General features: G+C 71.2%; 13 protein-coding genes and 1 pseudogene. 7 read left to right on the top strand and 7 right to left on the bottom strand.

Annotated features, from left to right (window positions below; all coding sequences use genetic code 11):
- Nucleotides 1-82: 82 nt before the first annotated feature.
- From K9S39_RS16880 to sbnA, 6 genes and pseudogenes are all read right to left on the bottom strand, one after another.
- Nucleotides 83-1,021, bottom strand: a pseudogene (locus K9S39_RS16880) (hydroxyacid dehydrogenase); the annotation flags it as partial.
- A gap of 87 nt (nt 1,022-1,108) precedes the next feature.
- Complete coding sequence (locus tag K9S39_RS16875) at nt 1,109-2,434, bottom strand: benzoate/H(+) symporter BenE family transporter (RefSeq protein ID WP_406707955.1); 1,326 nt, start codon at nt 2,432-2,434, stop codon at nt 1,109-1,111.
- On the bottom strand, nt 2,431-3,636 hold the full coding sequence (locus K9S39_RS16870; RefSeq protein WP_248864183.1) for a trans-sulfuration enzyme family protein: 1,206 nt from the start codon (nt 3,634-3,636) through the stop codon (nt 2,431-2,433). The genes K9S39_RS16875 and K9S39_RS16870 overlap by 4 nt, the downstream gene beginning before the upstream one ends.
- Nucleotides 3,633-5,558, bottom strand: coding sequence for an FAD/NAD(P)-binding protein (locus tag K9S39_RS16865; RefSeq protein ID WP_248864182.1), 1,926 nt, complete (start codon nt 5,556-5,558; stop codon nt 3,633-3,635). Before K9S39_RS16865 ends, K9S39_RS16870 begins: the two co-directional genes overlap by 4 nt.
- Entirely contained in the window at nt 5,555-6,556 is a 1,002-nt protein-coding gene (gene sbnB / locus K9S39_RS16860; RefSeq protein WP_248864181.1) for a 2,3-diaminopropionate biosynthesis protein SbnB, read from the bottom strand. Before sbnB ends, K9S39_RS16865 begins: the two co-directional genes overlap by 4 nt.
- A 16-nt stretch (nt 6,557-6,572) precedes the next feature.
- Nucleotides 6,573-7,607: a 2,3-diaminopropionate biosynthesis protein SbnA gene (sbnA, locus tag K9S39_RS16855; RefSeq protein ID WP_248864180.1), complete on the bottom strand. Its 1,035-nt coding sequence runs from the start codon at nt 7,605-7,607 to the stop codon at nt 6,573-6,575.
- Between the two features lie 472 nt (nt 7,608-8,079).
- Here sbnA and K9S39_RS16850 point away from each other — a divergent pair, with 472 nt between their 5' ends.
- Complete coding sequence (locus K9S39_RS16850; protein WP_248864179.1) at nt 8,080-9,072, top strand: alpha/beta hydrolase; 993 nt, start codon at nt 8,080-8,082, stop codon at nt 9,070-9,072.
- Nucleotides 9,073-9,167: 95 nt separating this feature from the next.
- Here K9S39_RS16850 and K9S39_RS16845 read toward each other — a convergent pair whose 3' ends face one another.
- A complete protein-coding gene (locus K9S39_RS16845) occupies nt 9,168-9,941 on the bottom strand; it encodes a PIG-L deacetylase family protein (RefSeq protein WP_248864178.1) in 774 nt (257 codons plus the stop codon).
- A gap of 280 nt (nt 9,942-10,221) precedes the next feature.
- On the opposite strand from K9S39_RS16845, the gene K9S39_RS16840 reads away from it, so the two are divergent.
- The 6 genes from K9S39_RS16840 to K9S39_RS16815 all read left to right on the top strand — a co-directional run bounded on the left by K9S39_RS16840 (nt 10,222) and on the right by K9S39_RS16815 (nt 17,396).
- On the top strand, nt 10,222-10,977 hold the full coding sequence (locus K9S39_RS16840; RefSeq protein WP_248864177.1) for a GntR family transcriptional regulator: 756 nt from the start codon (nt 10,222-10,224) through the stop codon (nt 10,975-10,977).
- A 308-nt stretch (nt 10,978-11,285) separates the two neighbouring features.
- Nucleotides 11,286-12,992, top strand: a complete 1,707-nt coding sequence (locus tag K9S39_RS16835) for an APC family permease (RefSeq protein WP_248864175.1) — start codon at nt 11,286-11,288, stop codon at nt 12,990-12,992.
- Nucleotides 12,993-13,204: 212 nt separating this feature from the next.
- Entirely contained in the window at nt 13,205-13,384 is a 180-nt protein-coding gene (locus K9S39_RS16830; RefSeq protein ID WP_248864173.1) for an SPOR domain-containing protein, read from the top strand.
- 115 nt (nt 13,385-13,499) lie between these two features.
- The gene (locus tag K9S39_RS16825; RefSeq protein ID WP_248864171.1) at nt 13,500-13,922 is read left to right on the top strand and encodes a (deoxy)nucleoside triphosphate pyrophosphohydrolase; all 423 of its coding nucleotides are present in this window, start codon (nt 13,500-13,502) and stop codon (nt 13,920-13,922) included.
- Nucleotides 13,923-14,081: 159 nt separating this feature from the next.
- Complete coding sequence (locus tag K9S39_RS16820) at nt 14,082-14,522, top strand: ATP-binding protein (RefSeq protein ID WP_406707954.1); 441 nt, start codon at nt 14,082-14,084, stop codon at nt 14,520-14,522.
- 162 nt (nt 14,523-14,684) lie between these two features.
- On the top strand, nt 14,685-17,396 hold the full coding sequence (locus K9S39_RS16815; RefSeq protein ID WP_283112338.1) for a SpoIIE family protein phosphatase: 2,712 nt from the start codon (nt 14,685-14,687) through the stop codon (nt 17,394-17,396).
- Nucleotides 17,397-17,557 lie beyond the last annotated feature (161 nt).

Raw genomic sequence — 17,557 nt, 5'->3', positions numbered from 1 at the left:
CTACGCCCTACGCCCTACGCCCTACTCCCTACGCCCTACGCCTTACGCCCTACGCGCTCACCGGCACCGCCCGCTTCGGTGTGTTGACCGCGTCCGGTACCGGCTCGCCCGCCAGAGCGAGGAGGAGCGAGCGGGCCACGAACAGGCCCGCCTTCTCCTGGGCCTCGTGGGTGCCGGCGCCGAGGTGCGGGGTGGCGACGACGTGGTCGAGGGCGAACAGCGGTGAATCGGTGCAGGGCTCCTCGGCGAAGACGTCGAGCGCGGCACCGGCCACCCGCCCCTCCACAAGGGCCTCGTACAGCGCCGTCTCGTCCACGATGCCGCCGCGGGCGACATTGACGACATGGACCGACGGTTTGACCTTCCGCAGCTCGTCGGGGCCGATCAGGCCGAGGGTCTCCGGGGTCTTGGGCAGATGCACGGTGAGGAAGTCGGCGCGGCTGAGGAGAGCGTCCAGGGAGACCATCTCGATGCCGTGCGCCGCGGCACGCTCCGGGGCCGCATAGGGGTCGTGGGCGAGCACCGCCATCCCGAACGCGGCCATGCGCCGGGCCACCAGCAGCCCGATACGGCCCAGGCCCACCACGCCCAGGACCTTGCCGGACAGCTCCGTGCCGGTGAACGCGGCGCGCTGCCACCGGCCGTCCCGCAGGGAGGCGTTGGCCTGGGGGACGTTGCGTGCCGTGCTGAGCAGGAGGGCGCAGGTCATCTCGGCGGCGCTGACGACATTGGCGGTGGGGGTGTTGACCACCAGGACGCCGGCTTCGGTGGCGGCGGCGACATCGATGTTGTCGAGGCCGACGCCGGCCCGGCCGATGACCTTCAGACGCGGGGCGGCGGCGATGACCTCGGCGTCGGCCGTGGTCGCGCTGCGCACCAACAGGGCGTCGGCGTCGGCGACTTCGGACAGCAGCCGGTCGCGGTCCGTGCCGTCGCAGTGGCGGATCTCGCACTCCGGGCCGAGGGCGTCGACGGTGGCGTGGGAGAGGCGGTCGGCGATGAGGACAAGAGGCTTGCTCAAGGGTGACGTCCGATCGTGACAGGGCGCAGGGGTGAGTACGGCCGCCCCGGCAGGCGCGGGGCGGCCGTACGTGCCCGGCGCGCGGGATCAGCCGGTGGCGGAGCGTGCCCGCCAGCGGGTCAGTACGAGATGGGCGGCGACACCGAACACCAGGCCCCAGAAGGCCGATCCGATGCCGAACAGGGTCATGCCGGACGCGGTGGCCAGGAACGTGATCAGGGCGGCCTCCCGGTCCTTCTCCTCCGTGACCGCTCCGGTCAGTCCGCCGGCCAGCGCGCCGAACAGGGCGACACCGGCGATGGCGGCGACCAGTTCCTTCGGCAGGCCCGCGAAGAAGACCACGAGGGTGGTGCCGAAGGCGCCGATCAGGAGGTAGAACGCCCCGCACGCGACACCGGCGACATAGCGGCGCTTGGGGTCGCGGTGCGATTCGGGGCCGGTGCAGATCGCCGCGGTGATCGCCGCGAGGTTGATGGCGTGCGACCCGAAGGGCGCGAGGGCGGTGGACACCAGGCCCGTCGAGCCGATCAGCAGCCGGTCCTTGGGCTGGTAGCCGGACGCGGTGAGTACGGCCATGCCGGGGGCGTTCTGCGAGGCCAGGGTCGCCAGGATCATCGGCACCGCGATGCCGATGAGCGAGGCCACCGAGAACTGAGGCGACGTCAGTAGTGGGCGGGCCAGCTCGATATGGTCCAGCCGGATGTCCAGACGCGAGGTGGCCGCACTGCACACCACCCCCACCGCCAGCGCGATCAGCACCGCGTAACGGGGCAGGAACCGCTTGCCGAGCAGATAGGCGGCCAGGACCGTACCGGCGATCCAGGGCGCGGTCTTCAGCGAGGTGAACACGCCCGTGCCGAAGGAGAACAGGATGCCCGCGAGCATCGCCGCGACCACGGCCGTCGGCACCTGCCGCATCAGCCAGCCGAACACCCCGGTCAGCCCGACCAGGGTGATCACGACACCGGTGACGAGGAACGCCCCGATGGCCTCCGCGTAGGAGTAGGCGCCCAGGCTGGTGACCAGGAGGGCCGCGCCCGGTGTCGACCATGCGGTGATGACCGGCATCTTGGTGCGCAGGCTGAGCCCGATGCAGGTCAGGCCGCTGCCTATGGAGATGGCCCAGACCCATGAGCCGGTCTGTGCCGTGTCCAGATGCCCGGCCGAGGCCGCGGCGAGGACGATGACCAGCGGCCCGGAGTACGAGACGACCACGGCCACGAATCCGGCGAGGACCGCGGACAACGACATATCGCGCAACAGCCCGGGACGGCCGTCGTGTTGGCCGGACCGCTCCGGCGGCCCCCCGGAGCCGGCCGGGGGTGACGCCGTGGCGGTGGTGCCGGTGGAGCCGGCGTCGTGCGTGTTGCCGGCCGCACCGGTGCTGCCGGCGTTGCTGGTGTCAGAGCTCAAAGTTCGTCCTTAGCGGCGCGTTCCAATGCCTGCTCCAGATCGGCCACGAGATCGGTCGGGCTCTCCAGGCCGATGGACAGGCGCAGCATGTCCTTCGGAGAGGTGCTGCCCGGTCCCTCAAAGGTGTAGCGGTGTTCGATCAGGCTTTCCACCCCGCCCAAGGACGTTGCGCGGATGAACAGTTCACAGTGCTCGGCCGCGCGCAGGGACCGCTGCCACTCCCCGGCGACGTGCAGCGACAGCATCCCGCTGAAGCCGCCGGTCATCTGGCGTGCGGCGACCTCGTGGCCCGGGTCGCCGGGCAGGCCGGGGTAGGCGACCCGGTTGACCAGCGGGTGTCCGTCGAAGTGCTCGGCCAGCGCCATGGCCGTGGCCGATATCTGCCGCATCCGCGGATAGAGCGTACGGATGCCGCGCATCAGCAGATAGGTCTCCCAAGGGCCGAGGATCGGGCCGGTCAGCCGGCGGTGCAGCCGCAGCCGCTCCCAGAGGGCCTGGCGGTCCTCGGTGGGCTCGGGCGCGGCGACCAGGAAGCCGGCCACGACATCCGTATGGCCGTTGAGGTACTTCGTACCGGAGTGCATGATCAGGTCGGCGCCCAGCTCGAAGGGCCGGGTGTGCACCGGGGTGGGGACGGTGTTGTCCACACCGAACAGGGCGCCCGCGCGGTGTGCGATCCCGGCGCACGCCGCCAGGTCGGTCACCAGCCAGGTGGGGTTCGCCGGGGACTCCGCCCACAGCAGGGCGGTCGGTGCCGCCTCCACCGCTGTGGCCACCGCGTCCAGGTCGTCCATGGGGACGCGGACGACTTCCAGGCCGCGCTGCGTCCCGAACTCCAGCAGCCACTTCGTCAGCCCGAAGTACATGGTCTGCGGGACCACCACCCGGGAACCGGCGGGCAGGACCTGGAAGACGGCGGTGGCGGCGGCCATGCCGGACGAGAACACCAGCGCCTCGGAGCCGCCCTCCAGGCCCGCGACCACGTCCTCGACCTGCTCATAGCCGGGCGTGCCCTGGTCACGCAGATAGGCGTGGCCGGCGGGGGTGCGGTACTGGTCGTCCCGGGCGAAGGTGGCGCCCAGCCCGATCGGGGGCGGGACGGCTCCGGTGGTGGGGCAGCGCCAGCCATCGCCTTGGGCGGCACGTGTCTCGGGGCGGTAGTCCCGGGTCCACGGGGTGTAGGTGTCGCGGTTGTTGCTCATGATGTCCTCGCGGTCAGGGCGGGCAGTGCGGTACGGAGGGCGAGTTCGGCGTCCTTGAGTGCGCGGGAGGGCGCGCCGGGGGACGGAACGTAGTGGTTGTAGTAGCTGGAGCCTTCGGTGTGCGGCCCGAGGAAGAACAGCCGGGGCTGGACCTCCCCGTCGGCGCCGATGCCCCGGCCCTCCCGGGTGACGTACAGGCCGGGGGCCCGGGTGCCGTGGCTCCTCATCGTGGTGACGCGGCCCGCGGCGACGAGCCGGCCGAGCAGGGAGCCGGGCAGCTGGTCGGCGGCGGGCTCGGCGAGATGGGCGAGGACGACATGATCGGCCTCGACGCTCTCCGGCCGGGCCAGGCAGGTGGACTCCAGGCGCCACGGTCCCCGCCCGGAGGGCGCGATGACCTTGGGCCGGGGACCGGGGCCGAGCCGGAGCACCCCGGCGTCCAGCAGCGCCAGCAGTTCCGCCGACCGGTCCAGCTGCGGGCCGATCACCAGACGGTTGACCGCGGTGGTGAACGTGCCGAAGAAGTGCTCCAGGGACGGATCGTCGACGCCCGGGGCGTCGATCACCGACCGGAGGGCGTCGCGGTGGTCGCGCAGCACCTCCAGGGCTTCCTTGACCGGGCTCACGCCCAGCCCCGCCCTGGCCTCGGCGAGATCGTCGGCGACCTGGGCGGTGAACCACTCGGTGTAGTCGGCCTGTTCGCGCCATTGCCGGTCGGTGAGCTGCTCGGTGAGGATCCCCCGCAGGGGGAACGGCCCGTGCTCCGCGCGCAGCTCGGCCAGCAGCCGTTCGCAGCCGGACTCGGCCGCACGGCGGGCGAAATCGGCGCCCACGCCCCGCACATCGCCGCTTGGGCTGCCCAACAGGGCCCGGTAGTAGGCCAGTTCCATCTCGGCCTCGACGAGCGGCAGCACGTCCTCGGCGAAGGCGATCCGTCCGTCGGGCCGCCGCTCGCGCAGCTCCCGGATCCGGTCGGGCGCCAGGGCGAGGGGCGCGAAGCGGACCCGTCCCGGGGGGAGGCAGGGGCGGCTGCGGGACGGCAGGCCGGAGCGGTTGGCCAGCACGATCAGCGGTTCGTCGCCGCTGGGCACATAGCGTGCCGCGCCCTCGCCGGTCGTCTCGTGGCGGCCGCCGCGGCCCAGGGTCAGGGACGCGACGACGTCCATGGCGGTCAGCCCCATGCCCAGGACCGCGACGCGGTCACCGGGCGCGATCCCGTCCAGGGCCGCGGGCAGCGGATACGGCCGGGTGACCAGCCGTGGTTCGGGCGGCGGTTCGGTCGGCAGATACAGGGAGTGGTGCCCGACGGTGACGAAGACCGCGTCGGCGTCGATCCGGCCGCCGTCGTCGAGGAGGACGGTCTCCCCGCCGCTGGGGGAGGGCCGTACCTCACGGGCGGTCGTGGCGTGCGGTACGAGGGCGAAACAGGGGGGTGCCGCTGCGACGACGCGCTGCGCGGCCCAGAGCAGATACTCGCTCAGCAGTCGGCGCGGCAGGAAGTCGTCGGGCCGGATCTCCCGGCCGTCCGTCGCACCGTCCGCCCGCGCCTCGCGCACGGTGTAGCCGTCCGCCGACAGCCGCAACTCCCGTGCCCGGCACCACTCGTAGAGGGACGGTCCGTCCACACGGGTGGGTCCGTCGACCATGTCCTCGTCCGCGAAGGCGGTGACCTGGGCGCAGACGGTGTTCAGCAGCAGGTAGTCGGGCTGGCCGTCGAGGTGGAATCCGGGGCCCAGCGGCCTGGGGTCCACCAGATGGACGGTGACCGGGAACGGGTCCGCCAGACAGTGGCTGACCAGGCGCTCGATGAGGCCCAGACCGCGCGAGCCGGCACCCACGATCGCGAGGGTGGTGTGCCGGCCGGCGTGCTGCCCGTCGTACGGTGCGGTGGGCGGGGCCGCCGCCGTGAACTGTGTGGTCACCACCGTCGCGTCTCCCCGAAGAAGTGGGGGATCGCGATGGCCGAGCCCGCCTCGCGCGCCTGCGCCAGCACATAGGCCCCGACGGCCAGGTCGAGGACGCCGAGACCGAACGGCGAGAAGATCACCGGCCGGTCGGCGGTCACCGGCACCTCGCCGTTGAGGACCCCGGCGAGCGTGCCGGTCACGAAGTCCCGTGAGCCGGTGAGCTGTTCGGCCAGGTGGGGCGAGGTGCTGGCCTTCAGGCAGTGGTCGACGTCGTCGAGGATGTTCTGCGCCGCCAGCACCACCTCGGGGGCCAGATCCCGCAGCGAGACGTTCAGCACGACCTGGCCGGGTTTGAACGGCGCGGTGACGTACGGCTCCAGCGCGGTCGTGGCGAAGACCACGGTCTCGGCCTCCCGCGCGGTGTCCAGGTCGTCGGTGAACGAAGCGGGACGCCGCTGCATGGTGCGCAGATGCTCCACCAGCGCCTCGCCCGACTCCTGGTGGAGGTCGTGCACGAGATACGCGTCCGGTGCGACGCCGGCCGCGTGGAGGTAGTCGCAGATGTTGCGGGCGATCACGCCGCCGCCCACGATCGCGATACGGGTCCCGGCGAAGCCGCCCGGACGCAGCGCGGTCGCCGCGACGGCGGCGGAGGCGGCGGTGCGGGCCGCGCTGATGTTGGCTGCTTCCAGGCAGGCGACCGGATAGCCGGTCTCGTAGTCGTTGAGGATCAGCACCGCCGAGGCACGGGGCTTTCCGGCCTGGGTGTTCTTGGGGAAACTGGCGATCCACTTGATGCCGGCGAGCTGCACATCGGCGCCGAGATAGGCGGGCAGTGCGATGATCCGGGAGTCGGGTTTCTCGGGGAAACGCAGGAAGTAGCTGTCCGGATTGACGGATTCCCCTGCCTCATGGCTGTGATAGGCATCGGAGACGATACCGAGGACCTCGGCACGTTTGCCGCTGAGTACCTCGCGAACGGTCTCGCCCGGCACCACATCGAAGTCGAACATGTTCTCTTTCCTCTCCTCAGGCCCCGGCCCGGACCCGAGAAATTGCCGATATTTCGTCGTCGGTGATTTCGGGCCAGCGCTCGGCCACCCAGTCGTCGTTGTAGACGGTTTCCAGATAGCGTTCACCGAAGTCCGGTGAGAGGGCCACGATGACGCTTCCCTCGGGAATTTCCTTGGCCTTTTCGCTCACCGCGGCAAGAACCGTTCCGGAGGATCCGCCGAGCAGCAGACCGCGCTCTTCGGCGAGCATTCTGCACATCTTCACGGTGTCCGGTTCCGGGACCAGAACGACCTCGTCGACGAGTCTCTCGTCCAGGATTTCCGGCCGTCGGCTGGTGCCCAGACCGGGGATGTGGCGCCGCCGCGCGGGGCCGCCGAACGTCACCGAGCCGACCGAATCCACCGCGATGATCCGGGTGTCCGGGCTGTGCTGCCGGAAGAACTCCGCACAGCCCATCAGCGTCCCGGTGGTGCCGGCCCCGATGAAGACATGGTCGACATGGCCGATCTCCTCGAAGATGGAGCGGCCGGTGCGTTCCCGGTGCGCCCGGGGGCCGGCCGGGTTCGCGTACTGGTTCAGCCAGTAGGTGTCGGGCTCGCGCCGCAGGCGCTCACCGATGTAGTCGATACGGGATTGCAGGAAGCCGCCGTTGCCGTCCCGCCGGTCGATCACCACGACCTCGGCCCCCAGCGTTCTCATCAGGCGCACCGACTGGGCGTTGGCATTGGGGTCCGTCACGCAGGTGAGGTGATATCCCTTCGCCGCGCAGACCATGGCGAGGGCCACCCCGAGGTTTCCCGAAGTCGATTCGATCAGCCGGGTGCGTGGGAATTCGCGGCCCGATTCCTCGGCCTGGTCCACCAGCGCGATCGCGGTCTTGAGTTTGACCGAGCCTGCCGGATTGAGGCCCTCAAGTTTAAGGAAGACGGAACTTCCTGGCGCTAGATGATCGGCCCGGATGAACAAGTCATCCAATACCAAATCATAGACTTCTTCCGCTATCACTGAAATCTGATCCCCGTTGATTGTGGGCAGCCTGACGCGTGACATGCGCAGAAATTATGCTGCCCATACGTGTGATACCCGCGCTGCTCAGGCGCGCGGGCATGCAGAAGAGATTGTGTCCCCCCGGTTGCCGTTCAGGTGTCCCCCGAGACCTCGGCTCTCTTGAAGGGTGCCATAGACCCGCAACACTTGTCGAGGAATATCCGATACAAGATCGTAAAGAAAATCCAGCTCGTTAAGAATTTAACATTCCGGATTCTCGGGGGGCGTCGGTCGGCTTTCGTGACGCGACCGTCGACCACGGAAGGAGCCACGCCAATAAGCGGAATCCAGGCTTCATTAAGTGGAATGTCGGCTTCGCATAAAGGGGGCGCGGTGGGCCCGGCATGACGCACCAACGCATGCCGCCGACGCGGCAGAAGCTGGAGGGGTCGATTCATTATGGCCCGGAAAACGGAGCCGATTCATCCTCTCTGCGGATGATCTTGAGGCGCTTTCGCGGCCCTAGCGTGGCGGCATGACACATGACGGCACGACAGAGGACGTGGGCATGGACCTGGTGTGCGCGGCGGGCGACGGAGTGGAGCTGGCCGTACGGGACTACGGCGGCGACGGCCCCGCGGTGCTGCTCCTGCACGGCGCGGGGCGGACCCTGCTGGACTGGGACCAGGTCGCCCCCCTCCTGACCGAGCGGCACCGGGTGTTCGCGATGGACCTGCGCGGGCACGGACGATCCGGTGACGGGCCATGGACCTTCGACACCGTACTCGGAGACGTCACCGCGGTACTGGAACGTCTGGGAGCTCCGGACGCCGTCGTGGCCGGGCACTCGCTCGGCGGGATGATCGCCGCGCTGTGCCTGGAGCACAACGGACGCACGCCCGCGGCGGTGAATCTGGACGGCCACGGGATGGGACGGCCCGAACAGTACCTGGGCCTGGACCGTACCCACGTCGGGCGACGTCTCGCGGAAGCCCGGGAGTGCGCGCGCCGGGCGGGCGGCCGCCCCTTCGTCCCCGAGGCGTTGGACGGCGTGCTGGCCTACCAGGTGGCCATGGCACAGCAGTTGGGCGTCCCGAAGGAGCTGATGGAGGCCGGGGTGCGACGGTCACTGGGGGAGACGGCGGACGGACAGCTCTTCCTCCGGCCCCAGCGGCAGCACGCCCAGGAGGTGCAGGAGGCCATGGCGGACCTCGACCTCTTCGCGCTCTACCGCCGTATCTCCCGCCCCCTGCTGATAGCGCGGGCGCTGCGCCCCAATCCGCCGGTCCCCGGGATGCCGGGGTGGTTCGACGAACTGATGGCGGCGTACGCGGAGGGGCTCCGCCGGGATCTCGGTGAACTGGCCCGGACACAGCCGCATGTGACCGTCGCCGGGGTGGACGGAACCCATGCGATGGTGCTGGAACGGCCGGCGGAGATCGCGGGGCTGGTGGGCGGGTTCGTGGCGAGGGCCGTCCCCGACGGAGGGGGGAGGGCCGTCCCCTACGGAATCGAACGGATCCCGTAGGGGTTCCCGAGGCATGCGGCAGGGCGCTTGCCCCGAGGCGCGCGGCAGGACACTGCCCGGGCGCGCCCGGCGGATCGTCGCCGGGCCCCGCACCCCTACCGCGGAAACAGCTGGAACACCGCGGCCGGCCGCCCCCGATAGCGTTCGCCGCCGGCGTGCAGCATGGGCTCGATGAAGTTGCGGGCGTAGGTGAGCGGGTCCTGTCCGTCGGCGCCCAGGCCCTTGATGTACGCCTCGTGCGCGGCGAGTGAGGCGACGGCGCGTTCGATTCCCGGGCCGACCTCCCTGGCGTGCGTGGGGTGGGGCGAGCCGGCCACGGCCACCCAGCGGACGCCGCCCCAGGGCTCCAGGCCCCGCTCCTCGGTGAGCTCGGGGAAGATCCAGCGGTTGCCCGCGTCGCCCGCCGCGTCCAGGACTGCGCGGCCGACCGCCCGGTGGTCGGGGCTGTTCCAGTGGACGCCGTTCCAGTCCCAGGTGTCGTGGTGGTTGAGGGTGATCAGCAGCTCGGGCCGGTGCCGGCGGATCGCCGCGGAGAGATCGCGGCGCAGCGCCGGACCGGCCTCGATGACACCGTCGCGGTGATCGAGGAACTCGACGGTGTGCACGCCGACCAGAGCCGCGCCGGCCATCTGCTCGGCCTCGCGGATCGCGGCGCACTCGGCGGGGGCGAGCCCGTCGATGCCGGCCTCGCCGCGGGTGACCAGGAGATAGGTGATCTCCCGCCCCGCGGCGGTCCATTCGGCGATCGCCGCCGCGGCGCCGTATTCGAGGTCGTCGGGGTGGGCGACAACGGCGAGCGCGCGCTGCCAGTCCTCGGGCATGGGGGAGAGCGGGGTCTCGGCCGCCGGTGTACTGGATGCTTCGGGCATATGGCGATCTTGGCATGTCCCCCTGCCGTGCACCCGGTGTTCGGGAAAGTGGGGATCACGAGGGGCGCATAAGGGCGTGCGAGGAGCGCAGGGGGGCACACGCGGCGGGCCGGAACGCGGTCCCCCGGGTGTGCGGGGCCGTTTTCGCCCGCTTCCGCCGTGATCTGTATATCGGTTGAGCTGGGATTCGTAACGTCGGGTGAATCGCTGGCCGAAGGTTGCGGGCGGCAACGCGCGGTTGTCACGCTGTTGCTGACTGTCAAGCTGTTGGGAGGGGCACGTGCCTTTCGGTGAGCAGCCCGCGTACCTCCGCGTCGCCGGCGACCTGCGCCAGAAGATCGTCGACGGGGTGCTCCAGCCGCACACCCGCCTTCCCTCCCAGGCCCGCATCCGCGAGCAGTACGGCGTCTCGGACACCGTCGCGCTGGAGGCCCGCAAGGTCCTGATGGCCGAGGGGCTGGTCGAGGGCCGCTCGGGATCCGGCACCTACGTACGCGCGCAGCCGGCCCCGCGCCGTATCGCCCGCGCCGGCTACCGCTCGGCCGTCGTCGCCTCCACCCCGTTCCGGCAGGAGCAGGCGGACGAGCGGGTGAAGGGCACCTGGGAGTCCAGCAGCGGGCAGGAGACGGCCAGTTCGGTGATCGCGGCCCGGTTGCGGATCCCGCCGGGGGCCCGGGTGATGCGGACCTGCTATCTCTTCCGGGCCGAGGGGGAGCCGTCGATGCTCTCCACGTCCTGGGAGCCGCTGGCGGTGACCGGCCGGACGCCGGTGATGCTGCCGGAGGAGGGGCCGCTGGCCGGGCGCGGAGTGGTCGAGCGGATGGCGGCCATCGACGTCGTGGTGGACAACGTCGTGGAGGAGGTCGGGGCGCGCCCCGGCCTGGCCGAGGAGGCCATGAAGCTGGGCGGGGTGCCGGGGCATGCGGTCCTGGTCATCTCCCGGACGTATTTCGCGGGCGGACAGCCCGTCGAGACCGCCGATGTCGTCACGCTCGCCGACCGCCACCGGCTGTCGTACCACCTGCCGGTGAAGTAGCGGCGGCCTCCGGGCCCATCGGCCGGAGGCCCTCAACTCCCCGGTAACTCCCCATCACGCCAGACGCACCGCCGCGTACGGGGCCGTACGCACTCCGTACGGCTCCCTTATCTCCCGTTGCGTCCCCCATTCCCCTGTCTTATTTGCTCCCTTTTCTTAGCAAATGACCGGTGGATCTTGGTGTTGGAAACCTCACAGACCCTCAGCTGGGCGGGAGTTTTGGCCACCGGTGGGAAAGCGATCTTCGAATTCGCTCTTAGGATGGCGAAGTTTGTGCACGGCACGGGGGAAGACCAGGAGACCAGCACGTGAGCACGACGAAAACCCAGGGTGCGGAGCAGGGTTCGCATTCGAATTACCGGCGGTCCCTCGGGACCATCGCCCTGACCGCCACGGGTCTCGGGTCGATCATCGGGTCCGGCTGGCTCTTCGGGGCCGAGCGGGCCGCCGCCATCGCCGGGCCGGCCGCGATCCTCGCCTGGGTCATCGGCGCGCTGGTCGCGCTCACCATCGCGCTCACCTACACCGAGCTCGGTTCGATGTTCCCGAAGGCCGGCGGCATGGTCCGCTACGGCCAGTACTCGCACGGCTCGCTCGCCGGCTACCTGGCGGCGTGGGCCAACTGGATCGCCATCGTCTCCGTGATCCCCGGTGAGGCCACCGCCTCGGTCCAGTACATGAGTTCCTGGGACTTCGGGTGGGCCAAGGCGCTCTTCGACGGCAAGGAGCTGACCGGCTCCGGCGTCGCGGTGGCCAGTGTGCTGCTGGTCTTCTACTTCTTCATGAACTGGTTCGCGGTGTCGCTGTTCGCGAAGACCAACACCGCGATCACCGTGTTCAAGGTCGTGGTGCCGATCCTCACGGCGGGTGCCCTGATCCTCGCGCACTTCGACACCGGCAACATCGAACGGGCCGGCGGCTTCGCGCCCAACGGCTGGAGCGCGGTCTTCAGCTGTGTGGCGCTCTCCGGCATCGTCTGGGCGTACAACGGCTTCCAGTCGCCGCTCAACCTCGCCGGCGAGGCCCGCAACCCGGGCCGCTCGCTGCCCAAGGCCGTGGCCCTCTCGATCGTCATCGCGCTGGTCATCTACCTCGCGCTGCAGGTCGCCTTCCTGTTCGCGGTCCCCGCGGCGGATCTGGGCGCCAACGGCTGGGGCGGGCTCGCCTACCACTCGCCGCTCGCCGAGCTCGGCCTGGCCTGGGGGCTGAACTGGCTGGCGCTGCTGCTGTACGCGGACGCGTTCGTCTCGCCGTCCGGTACGGGCATGATCTACGCCGCCACCACCTCTCGCATGATCCAGGGTGTCCAGGAGAACGGCCATCTGCCGGGCGTCTTCGGCAAGGTGGACCCCAAGACCGGCATTCCGCGCCCGGCCCTGGTGCTCAACCTCGTCGTCGCCTTCATGTTCCTGGCGGTCTTCCGCGGCTGGGGGTCGCTGGCCGAGGTCGTCTCGGTCGCGACGGTCATCTCGTATGTCACCGGGCCGGTCGCCGTGATGGGCCTGCGGCGGCTGTCGCCGCACATGAAGCGGCCGGTACGGCTGCGCGCCATGCCGGTCATCGCGCCGATCGCGATGATCTTCGGCTCGCTGGTCCTGTACTGGGGCAGGTGGCCGCTGACCGGCAAGGTCATCTTGATCATGGCCATCGGGCTGCCGGTCTGGGCCTGGTACGAGATCGGCAAGCCGCTCAGCCGGGGCCACAAGCCGTGGCGCGAGCTGGCCCCGCATCTCCGGGCGGGTGCCTGGATGGTGGCGTATCTGCTGGTCATGGCCGCGGTTTCGTACATGGGCGGCACGGAGTTCGGCGGCAAGGGCTATGTGCCCGAGGGCTGGGACCTCCTCCTGGTCGCGGTGATCGCCCTGACCTTCTACTACTGGGGCGTGCGCAGCTCCTGGCGTAACCCGTCGCTGGTCAGGGTCGAGGCGGAGATCGAGGCCGCTGAGGCCGCCGGGGCGGAGGAGCCGGCGGCGGAGAGCCGCCCGGGCGGTGACAAGGCGACCGTCGGCACCTGACCCCGCGGATCGGAATCCGCTCAAAACCGGCCACTCGCGGACCACTCCCGGTATTTCGGGCTTCGCGAGTGGCCGGTTCGGTACCTCTTTGTGTAAATCCATATCCGGTGAGTGAAGGTCGGGCGTACGCTCGGGCATATGCGGATTGCGATTTCGGCATCAGCACAGGAAGGGCGCGTGCCCGCGCGCCGCGCGGCGGAAGGAGGGGTGCGATGACCGACAACGGAGCCGTCCTGCCCTGGCTTGTCATCCGCCAGGACGAAGGCGGCAACCGCTATCGCGTCGGCCGTTATGCCACCCGGGCGGAGGCGGAACGGGTGGCCGACCGGCTGGATTCCCATAGTCACCAGCAGCTTTACGTGGTCGAGAAGGCCGGTCGGGCGGCGGGTTGAGCGCTCTCGGGCGGCGAGGTGAACGCTGCCGGGCGGCGGGTAGCGCCGCCGGGCAGCGGACCGAGCGGCCCGGAGCGGGAAGCGGGAGACGAGCGGGGGACGTAGGCTGCCGCGCATGACGACCATGCGCGTAGTGGTGGGTGGAGCAGTGCTCGACCGGGGCCGGCTGCTGGCCGCGCGGCGCAGCGCGCCGCCGGCCCTGGCCGGCCGCTGGGAGCTGCCCGGCGGCAAGGTGGAGGACGGGGAGACGCCCGAGCGGGCGCTGGTGCGCGAGCTGCGCGAGGAGCTGGGCGTCGAGGCGGGCGACCTGACGCCGGTTCCTGGGGAGTGGGAGCTGCGGCCCGGCTATGTGCTGCGTGTGTGGACGGCGCGGCTGCTGTCCGGCGCGCCGCGGCCGCTGCAGGATCACGACGAGCTGCGCTGGCTGCTGCCCGAGGAGGAGCAGGAGGTCGACTGGCTCGACCAGGACCGCCCGGCGGTGGCCCTCGTGATGCGCCGGCTGGCGGAGTCGGCGGGTGCGGAGGGCGCACGGCCCTGACCCGCGCCGCCCTGAACCGCGCGGAGCGCGACGATACTCCATTTGTGCCACAGTGCACGCTTGAGGGCGATACTCGGAGCCCGATATCGGGTATGTCCTGATTAGCCCCTTTCGAAGCGGTGATGCGAGGGGGACCCCTCGGGCTGGGATGTGATCGGCGTGAGCGACAGCGCAGCGGCAGGGGTCCCCGAGTCGGTCCGCCGGCGCGGCCGGATCACCGGCTCACCGATAGCCGAATGGAGCTTTCCGGCCGATCCCGGCGCGGTACGCACCGCCCGCTCCCGGGTGCGCGAGGCACTGGCCGACTGGGGACTCGACGGAACCGCCGATATGGCGGTGCTGCTCGTCAGCGAACTCGTCACCAACTCCCTGCGGTACGCCAGCGGCCCCATCGGCCTCCGGATGGTGCAGCTCGGCGCCGGCGGGCTGCTCATCGAGGTGTCCGACCCGCTGCCCGATCCGCCGCGGGAGCGCGACGCCGCCCCCGATGACGAGGGGGGCCGCGGATTGCAGCTGGTGGCGTGCAGTGCGCGGCGCTGGGGGACCCAGCGGGGCAAGTGTGGCAAGACTGTGTGGTTCGAGCTGTCGGCGGGTGGTTAGGAGACAGGTGGAGGCCTGATCGTTGCCATTTCATCGACGTTCTGTGGATGGACTGCGATCGAGACTGTGCTGTGATCGTGAAGACCGTGTTCCGGATAGCCGAGGTGCTGGATACTCAGGCAGGTCCGGTCCGGGCACGATGAGCTGGAGGGGACGGGGCTCGTGAGCGAGTTGTCATCTGGCGGGGCGGGACCCGCGCAGTCCGAGGGGCAGGGCGGTGCGGACGGCCCCGGCGACCGAGGGCCCGCGCAGGGGCCGCACGGACTCCCCGTCTGGCAGAGCAGCCGTCCCGGATCGATCTACGACTACATCCGCGTCGCCTCCTTCTCGCTCGGCCCCGACGGCCGGATCGACCAATGGAGCGAGCGGGCAACGGAGATGCTCGGCATTCCCGCCCGTTACGCCATCGGCAAGGACCCCATCGAGGCGTTCGTCCCCCGTGAGCTCCGCGAGACCGGACGCCGCAAGGTGTCCGAGATCCTCGACGGCCGGGAGTGGACCGGCCTGGTGCCCTACCGCAGGGAAGCGGGCGGCGCCGCCGACGGGCTCGCCGAGATCTATGTGATGCCGTCCGAGACGGAGGACGGCGAACGCGGCGCGGTCTGTCTCGTCGTCGACGTCCGGGCGCTGCGCGGCATCGAAACCGATCTGGCGGCCTCGCAGGCCGTTTTCGGTCAATCCCCCATGGGATTCACCCTGTTCGGCACGGACCTGAAGCTGCTGCGGGTCAACGAACGGTTCGCCACCGTCTTCGGCGGCCCGGCCGCCAAGTACCGTGGCGGCACCCCGCACGACTTCCTGCCGCGCCCCGAGGCCGAGCGGATGACCGCGGCGCTGCGCCGGGTGCTGGAGACCGGGGAGCCGGTCACCGAGATGCAGGTGGTCGGGGTGCTGCCCGGCGCGGAGGACGACCGCCGCCGCTGGTCGGTGTCGCTCTACCGGCTGCACGGCGCCAGCGGCCGCCCCATCGGCGTCGCCGCGCTCGCCTCGGACGTCACCGGCCGGCGCCGGGCGGAACGCGAGGCCGCCAACGCCCGCCGCAACCTCGCGCTGCTCAACGAAGCCGGCGCCCGGATAGGCAATTCGCTCGACCTGGAGACCACCGCCCGCACCCTTCTGGACGTCGCCGTCCCGCAGTTCTGCGACCTGGCCTCGGTGGACCTCTACCAGGGGCTGCTGTCCGGTGACGAAGCCCCGACCGGCATGACCGACGGCAGCGCCGAGCTGCGCCGGGTCGCCTTCGCCAGCGCCGTCTCCGACGCCCCGCTCGCCACCGCCGCCTGCTGCGTCCCCGACGACGGGCCGGGCCCGGTCGCCGTCGGCGCCGTCCACCGCTACCCCTTCAACTCCCCCTGCGCGGGCGCCCTCCGCACCGCCCAGGCGCAGATCATCCCGGGCCGGGAGAGCGACGACGGACCGGAGCTCGGCGCCGTGGTCCACTCCACCCTCGCCGTCCCGATGGTCGCGCGCGACAGCGTCGTCGGCCTGGTGCAGTTCTCGCGCACGAAGGGCAGCGAGCCCTTCGGCGAACGCGATACGGCGCTGGCGGTCGAGCTGGCCGCGCGCGCCGCGGTCTGCATCGACAACGCCCGCCTCTACCGCCGCGAACACGAACGCGCCCTGATCCTGCAGCGCAGCCTGCTGCCGCCCGGCGACCCGGAGGCGGCCGGACTCGACATCGCCTGCCGCTATCTGCCGGGCACCACCGCCACCGAGGTCGGCGGCGACTGGTTCGACGTCATCGAACTCCCCGGCCACCGCACCGCACTGGTCGTCGGCGACGTCATGGGCCGCGGCCTGCGAGCCGCCGTCGCGATGGGCGAACTCCGCACCGCCGTCAGGACGTTGGCCCTCCTGGACCTGGAGCCCGCCGAGGTGCTCTCGGCGCTGGACGAGATCGCACGCGGGCTCGGCGGCACCGGCGGCGGCCGGCCGGCCCCCGGCCCGCGCAGCCGCCCCGGCGCCACCGGCGCCACCGGCGCCACCGGCGCCACCGCCGCCACCGCCGCCACCGCCGGCGCGGACCGCCCGGCCGCCACCGCCGACCTCTCCGAGGTCTACCTCGCCACCTGCGTCTACGCCGTCTACGACCCGGTCACCCGGCGCTGTACGTTCGCCAACGCCGGGCATCTGCCGCCGGTGCTGGTCGAGGAGGGCGAGGACGCCCTGCTGCTCGACGTACCGCCGGGCATGCCGCTGGGCGTCGGCGGCGAACCCTTCGAGGAGATCGAGGTCGACCTGCCGGACGGCGCGCTGCTCGCCCTCTACACCGACGGCCTGGTGGAGTCCCGCGACCATCCGCTGGACGAGGGGCTGCAGGCGTTCCGGCTGGCGCTCTCGGACGCCGATCGCCCGCTGGAGGACGCCTGCGACCATGTCCTCAGCGCCCTGGACACCTCGCACGGCGAGGACGACATCGCACTGCTGATGGCCCGGGTGCACGGGCTGCCCAAGGACGCGGTGGGCGACTGGAACCTGGTGTCCGAGCCCCGCTCGGTCTCCCAGGCCCGCGAGCTGGCCCGCGAGCAGCTCACGGACTGGGGCCTGGAGGCGCTGGTCGACACCACGGAACTGCTGGTCAGCGAGCTGGTCACCAATGCGCTACGGCACGGCCACGGCGACATCCGGCTGCGGCTGCTACTGGACCGCACCCTGGTCTGCGAGGTCTGGGACGCCGACCTCGCCCAGCCGCGCCGCCGCCGCGCCCGGGACACCGACGAGGGCGGCCGGGGCCTGCAGCTGGTCGGCCTGCTCAGCGCGGGCTGGGGCAGCCGCCGCACCCCGCGCGGCAAGACCGTCTGGTTTGAACTCGCCTTGCCGGACGACGAGTCGGACCCGGCGGACCCGACGGAAGCACTGCTGAGCATGTTCTGAGGCGGCGCTCGTCTGCGGATGCCCGCGCCCCGCTGCGGGAACTGGGCCGACGCCCTGCTGAGGGATCCTGGCCCACGCCCCACCGCGACGTAATGCCCACCGCAGGCCCCACCGCGGGAATACACCCCGTCCCCGCCACGTTTGTGGCCTGCAAGGGGCCC

Source organism: Streptomyces halobius (assembly GCF_023277745.1).
Taxonomy (GTDB): Bacteria; Actinomycetota; Actinomycetes; order Streptomycetales; family Streptomycetaceae; genus Streptomyces; species Streptomyces halobius.
This window is presented reverse-complemented; position numbering and strand designations above follow the sequence as displayed.

Coding starts and splice junctions, on each gene's coding strand:
- K9S39_RS16870 (WP_248864183.1), bottom strand. CDS start 3,636: ATGAGCAACAACCGCGACACCTACACCCCGTGGACCCGGGACTACCGC.
- sbnB (WP_248864181.1), bottom strand. CDS start 6,556: ATGTTCGACTTCGATGTGGTGCCGGGCGAGACCGTTCGCGAGGTACTC.
- sbnA (WP_248864180.1), bottom strand. CDS start 7,607: ATGTCACGCGTCAGGCTGCCCACAATCAACGGGGATCAGATTTCAGTG.
- K9S39_RS16850 (WP_248864179.1), top strand. CDS start 8,080: ATGACACATGACGGCACGACAGAGGACGTGGGCATGGACCTGGTGTGC.
- K9S39_RS16845 (WP_248864178.1), bottom strand. CDS start 9,941: ATGCCCGAAGCATCCAGTACACCGGCGGCCGAGACCCCGCTCTCCCCC.
- K9S39_RS16830 (WP_248864173.1), top strand. CDS start 13,205: ATGACCGACAACGGAGCCGTCCTGCCCTGGCTTGTCATCCGCCAGGAC.
- K9S39_RS16825 (WP_248864171.1), top strand. CDS start 13,500: ATGACGACCATGCGCGTAGTGGTGGGTGGAGCAGTGCTCGACCGGGGC.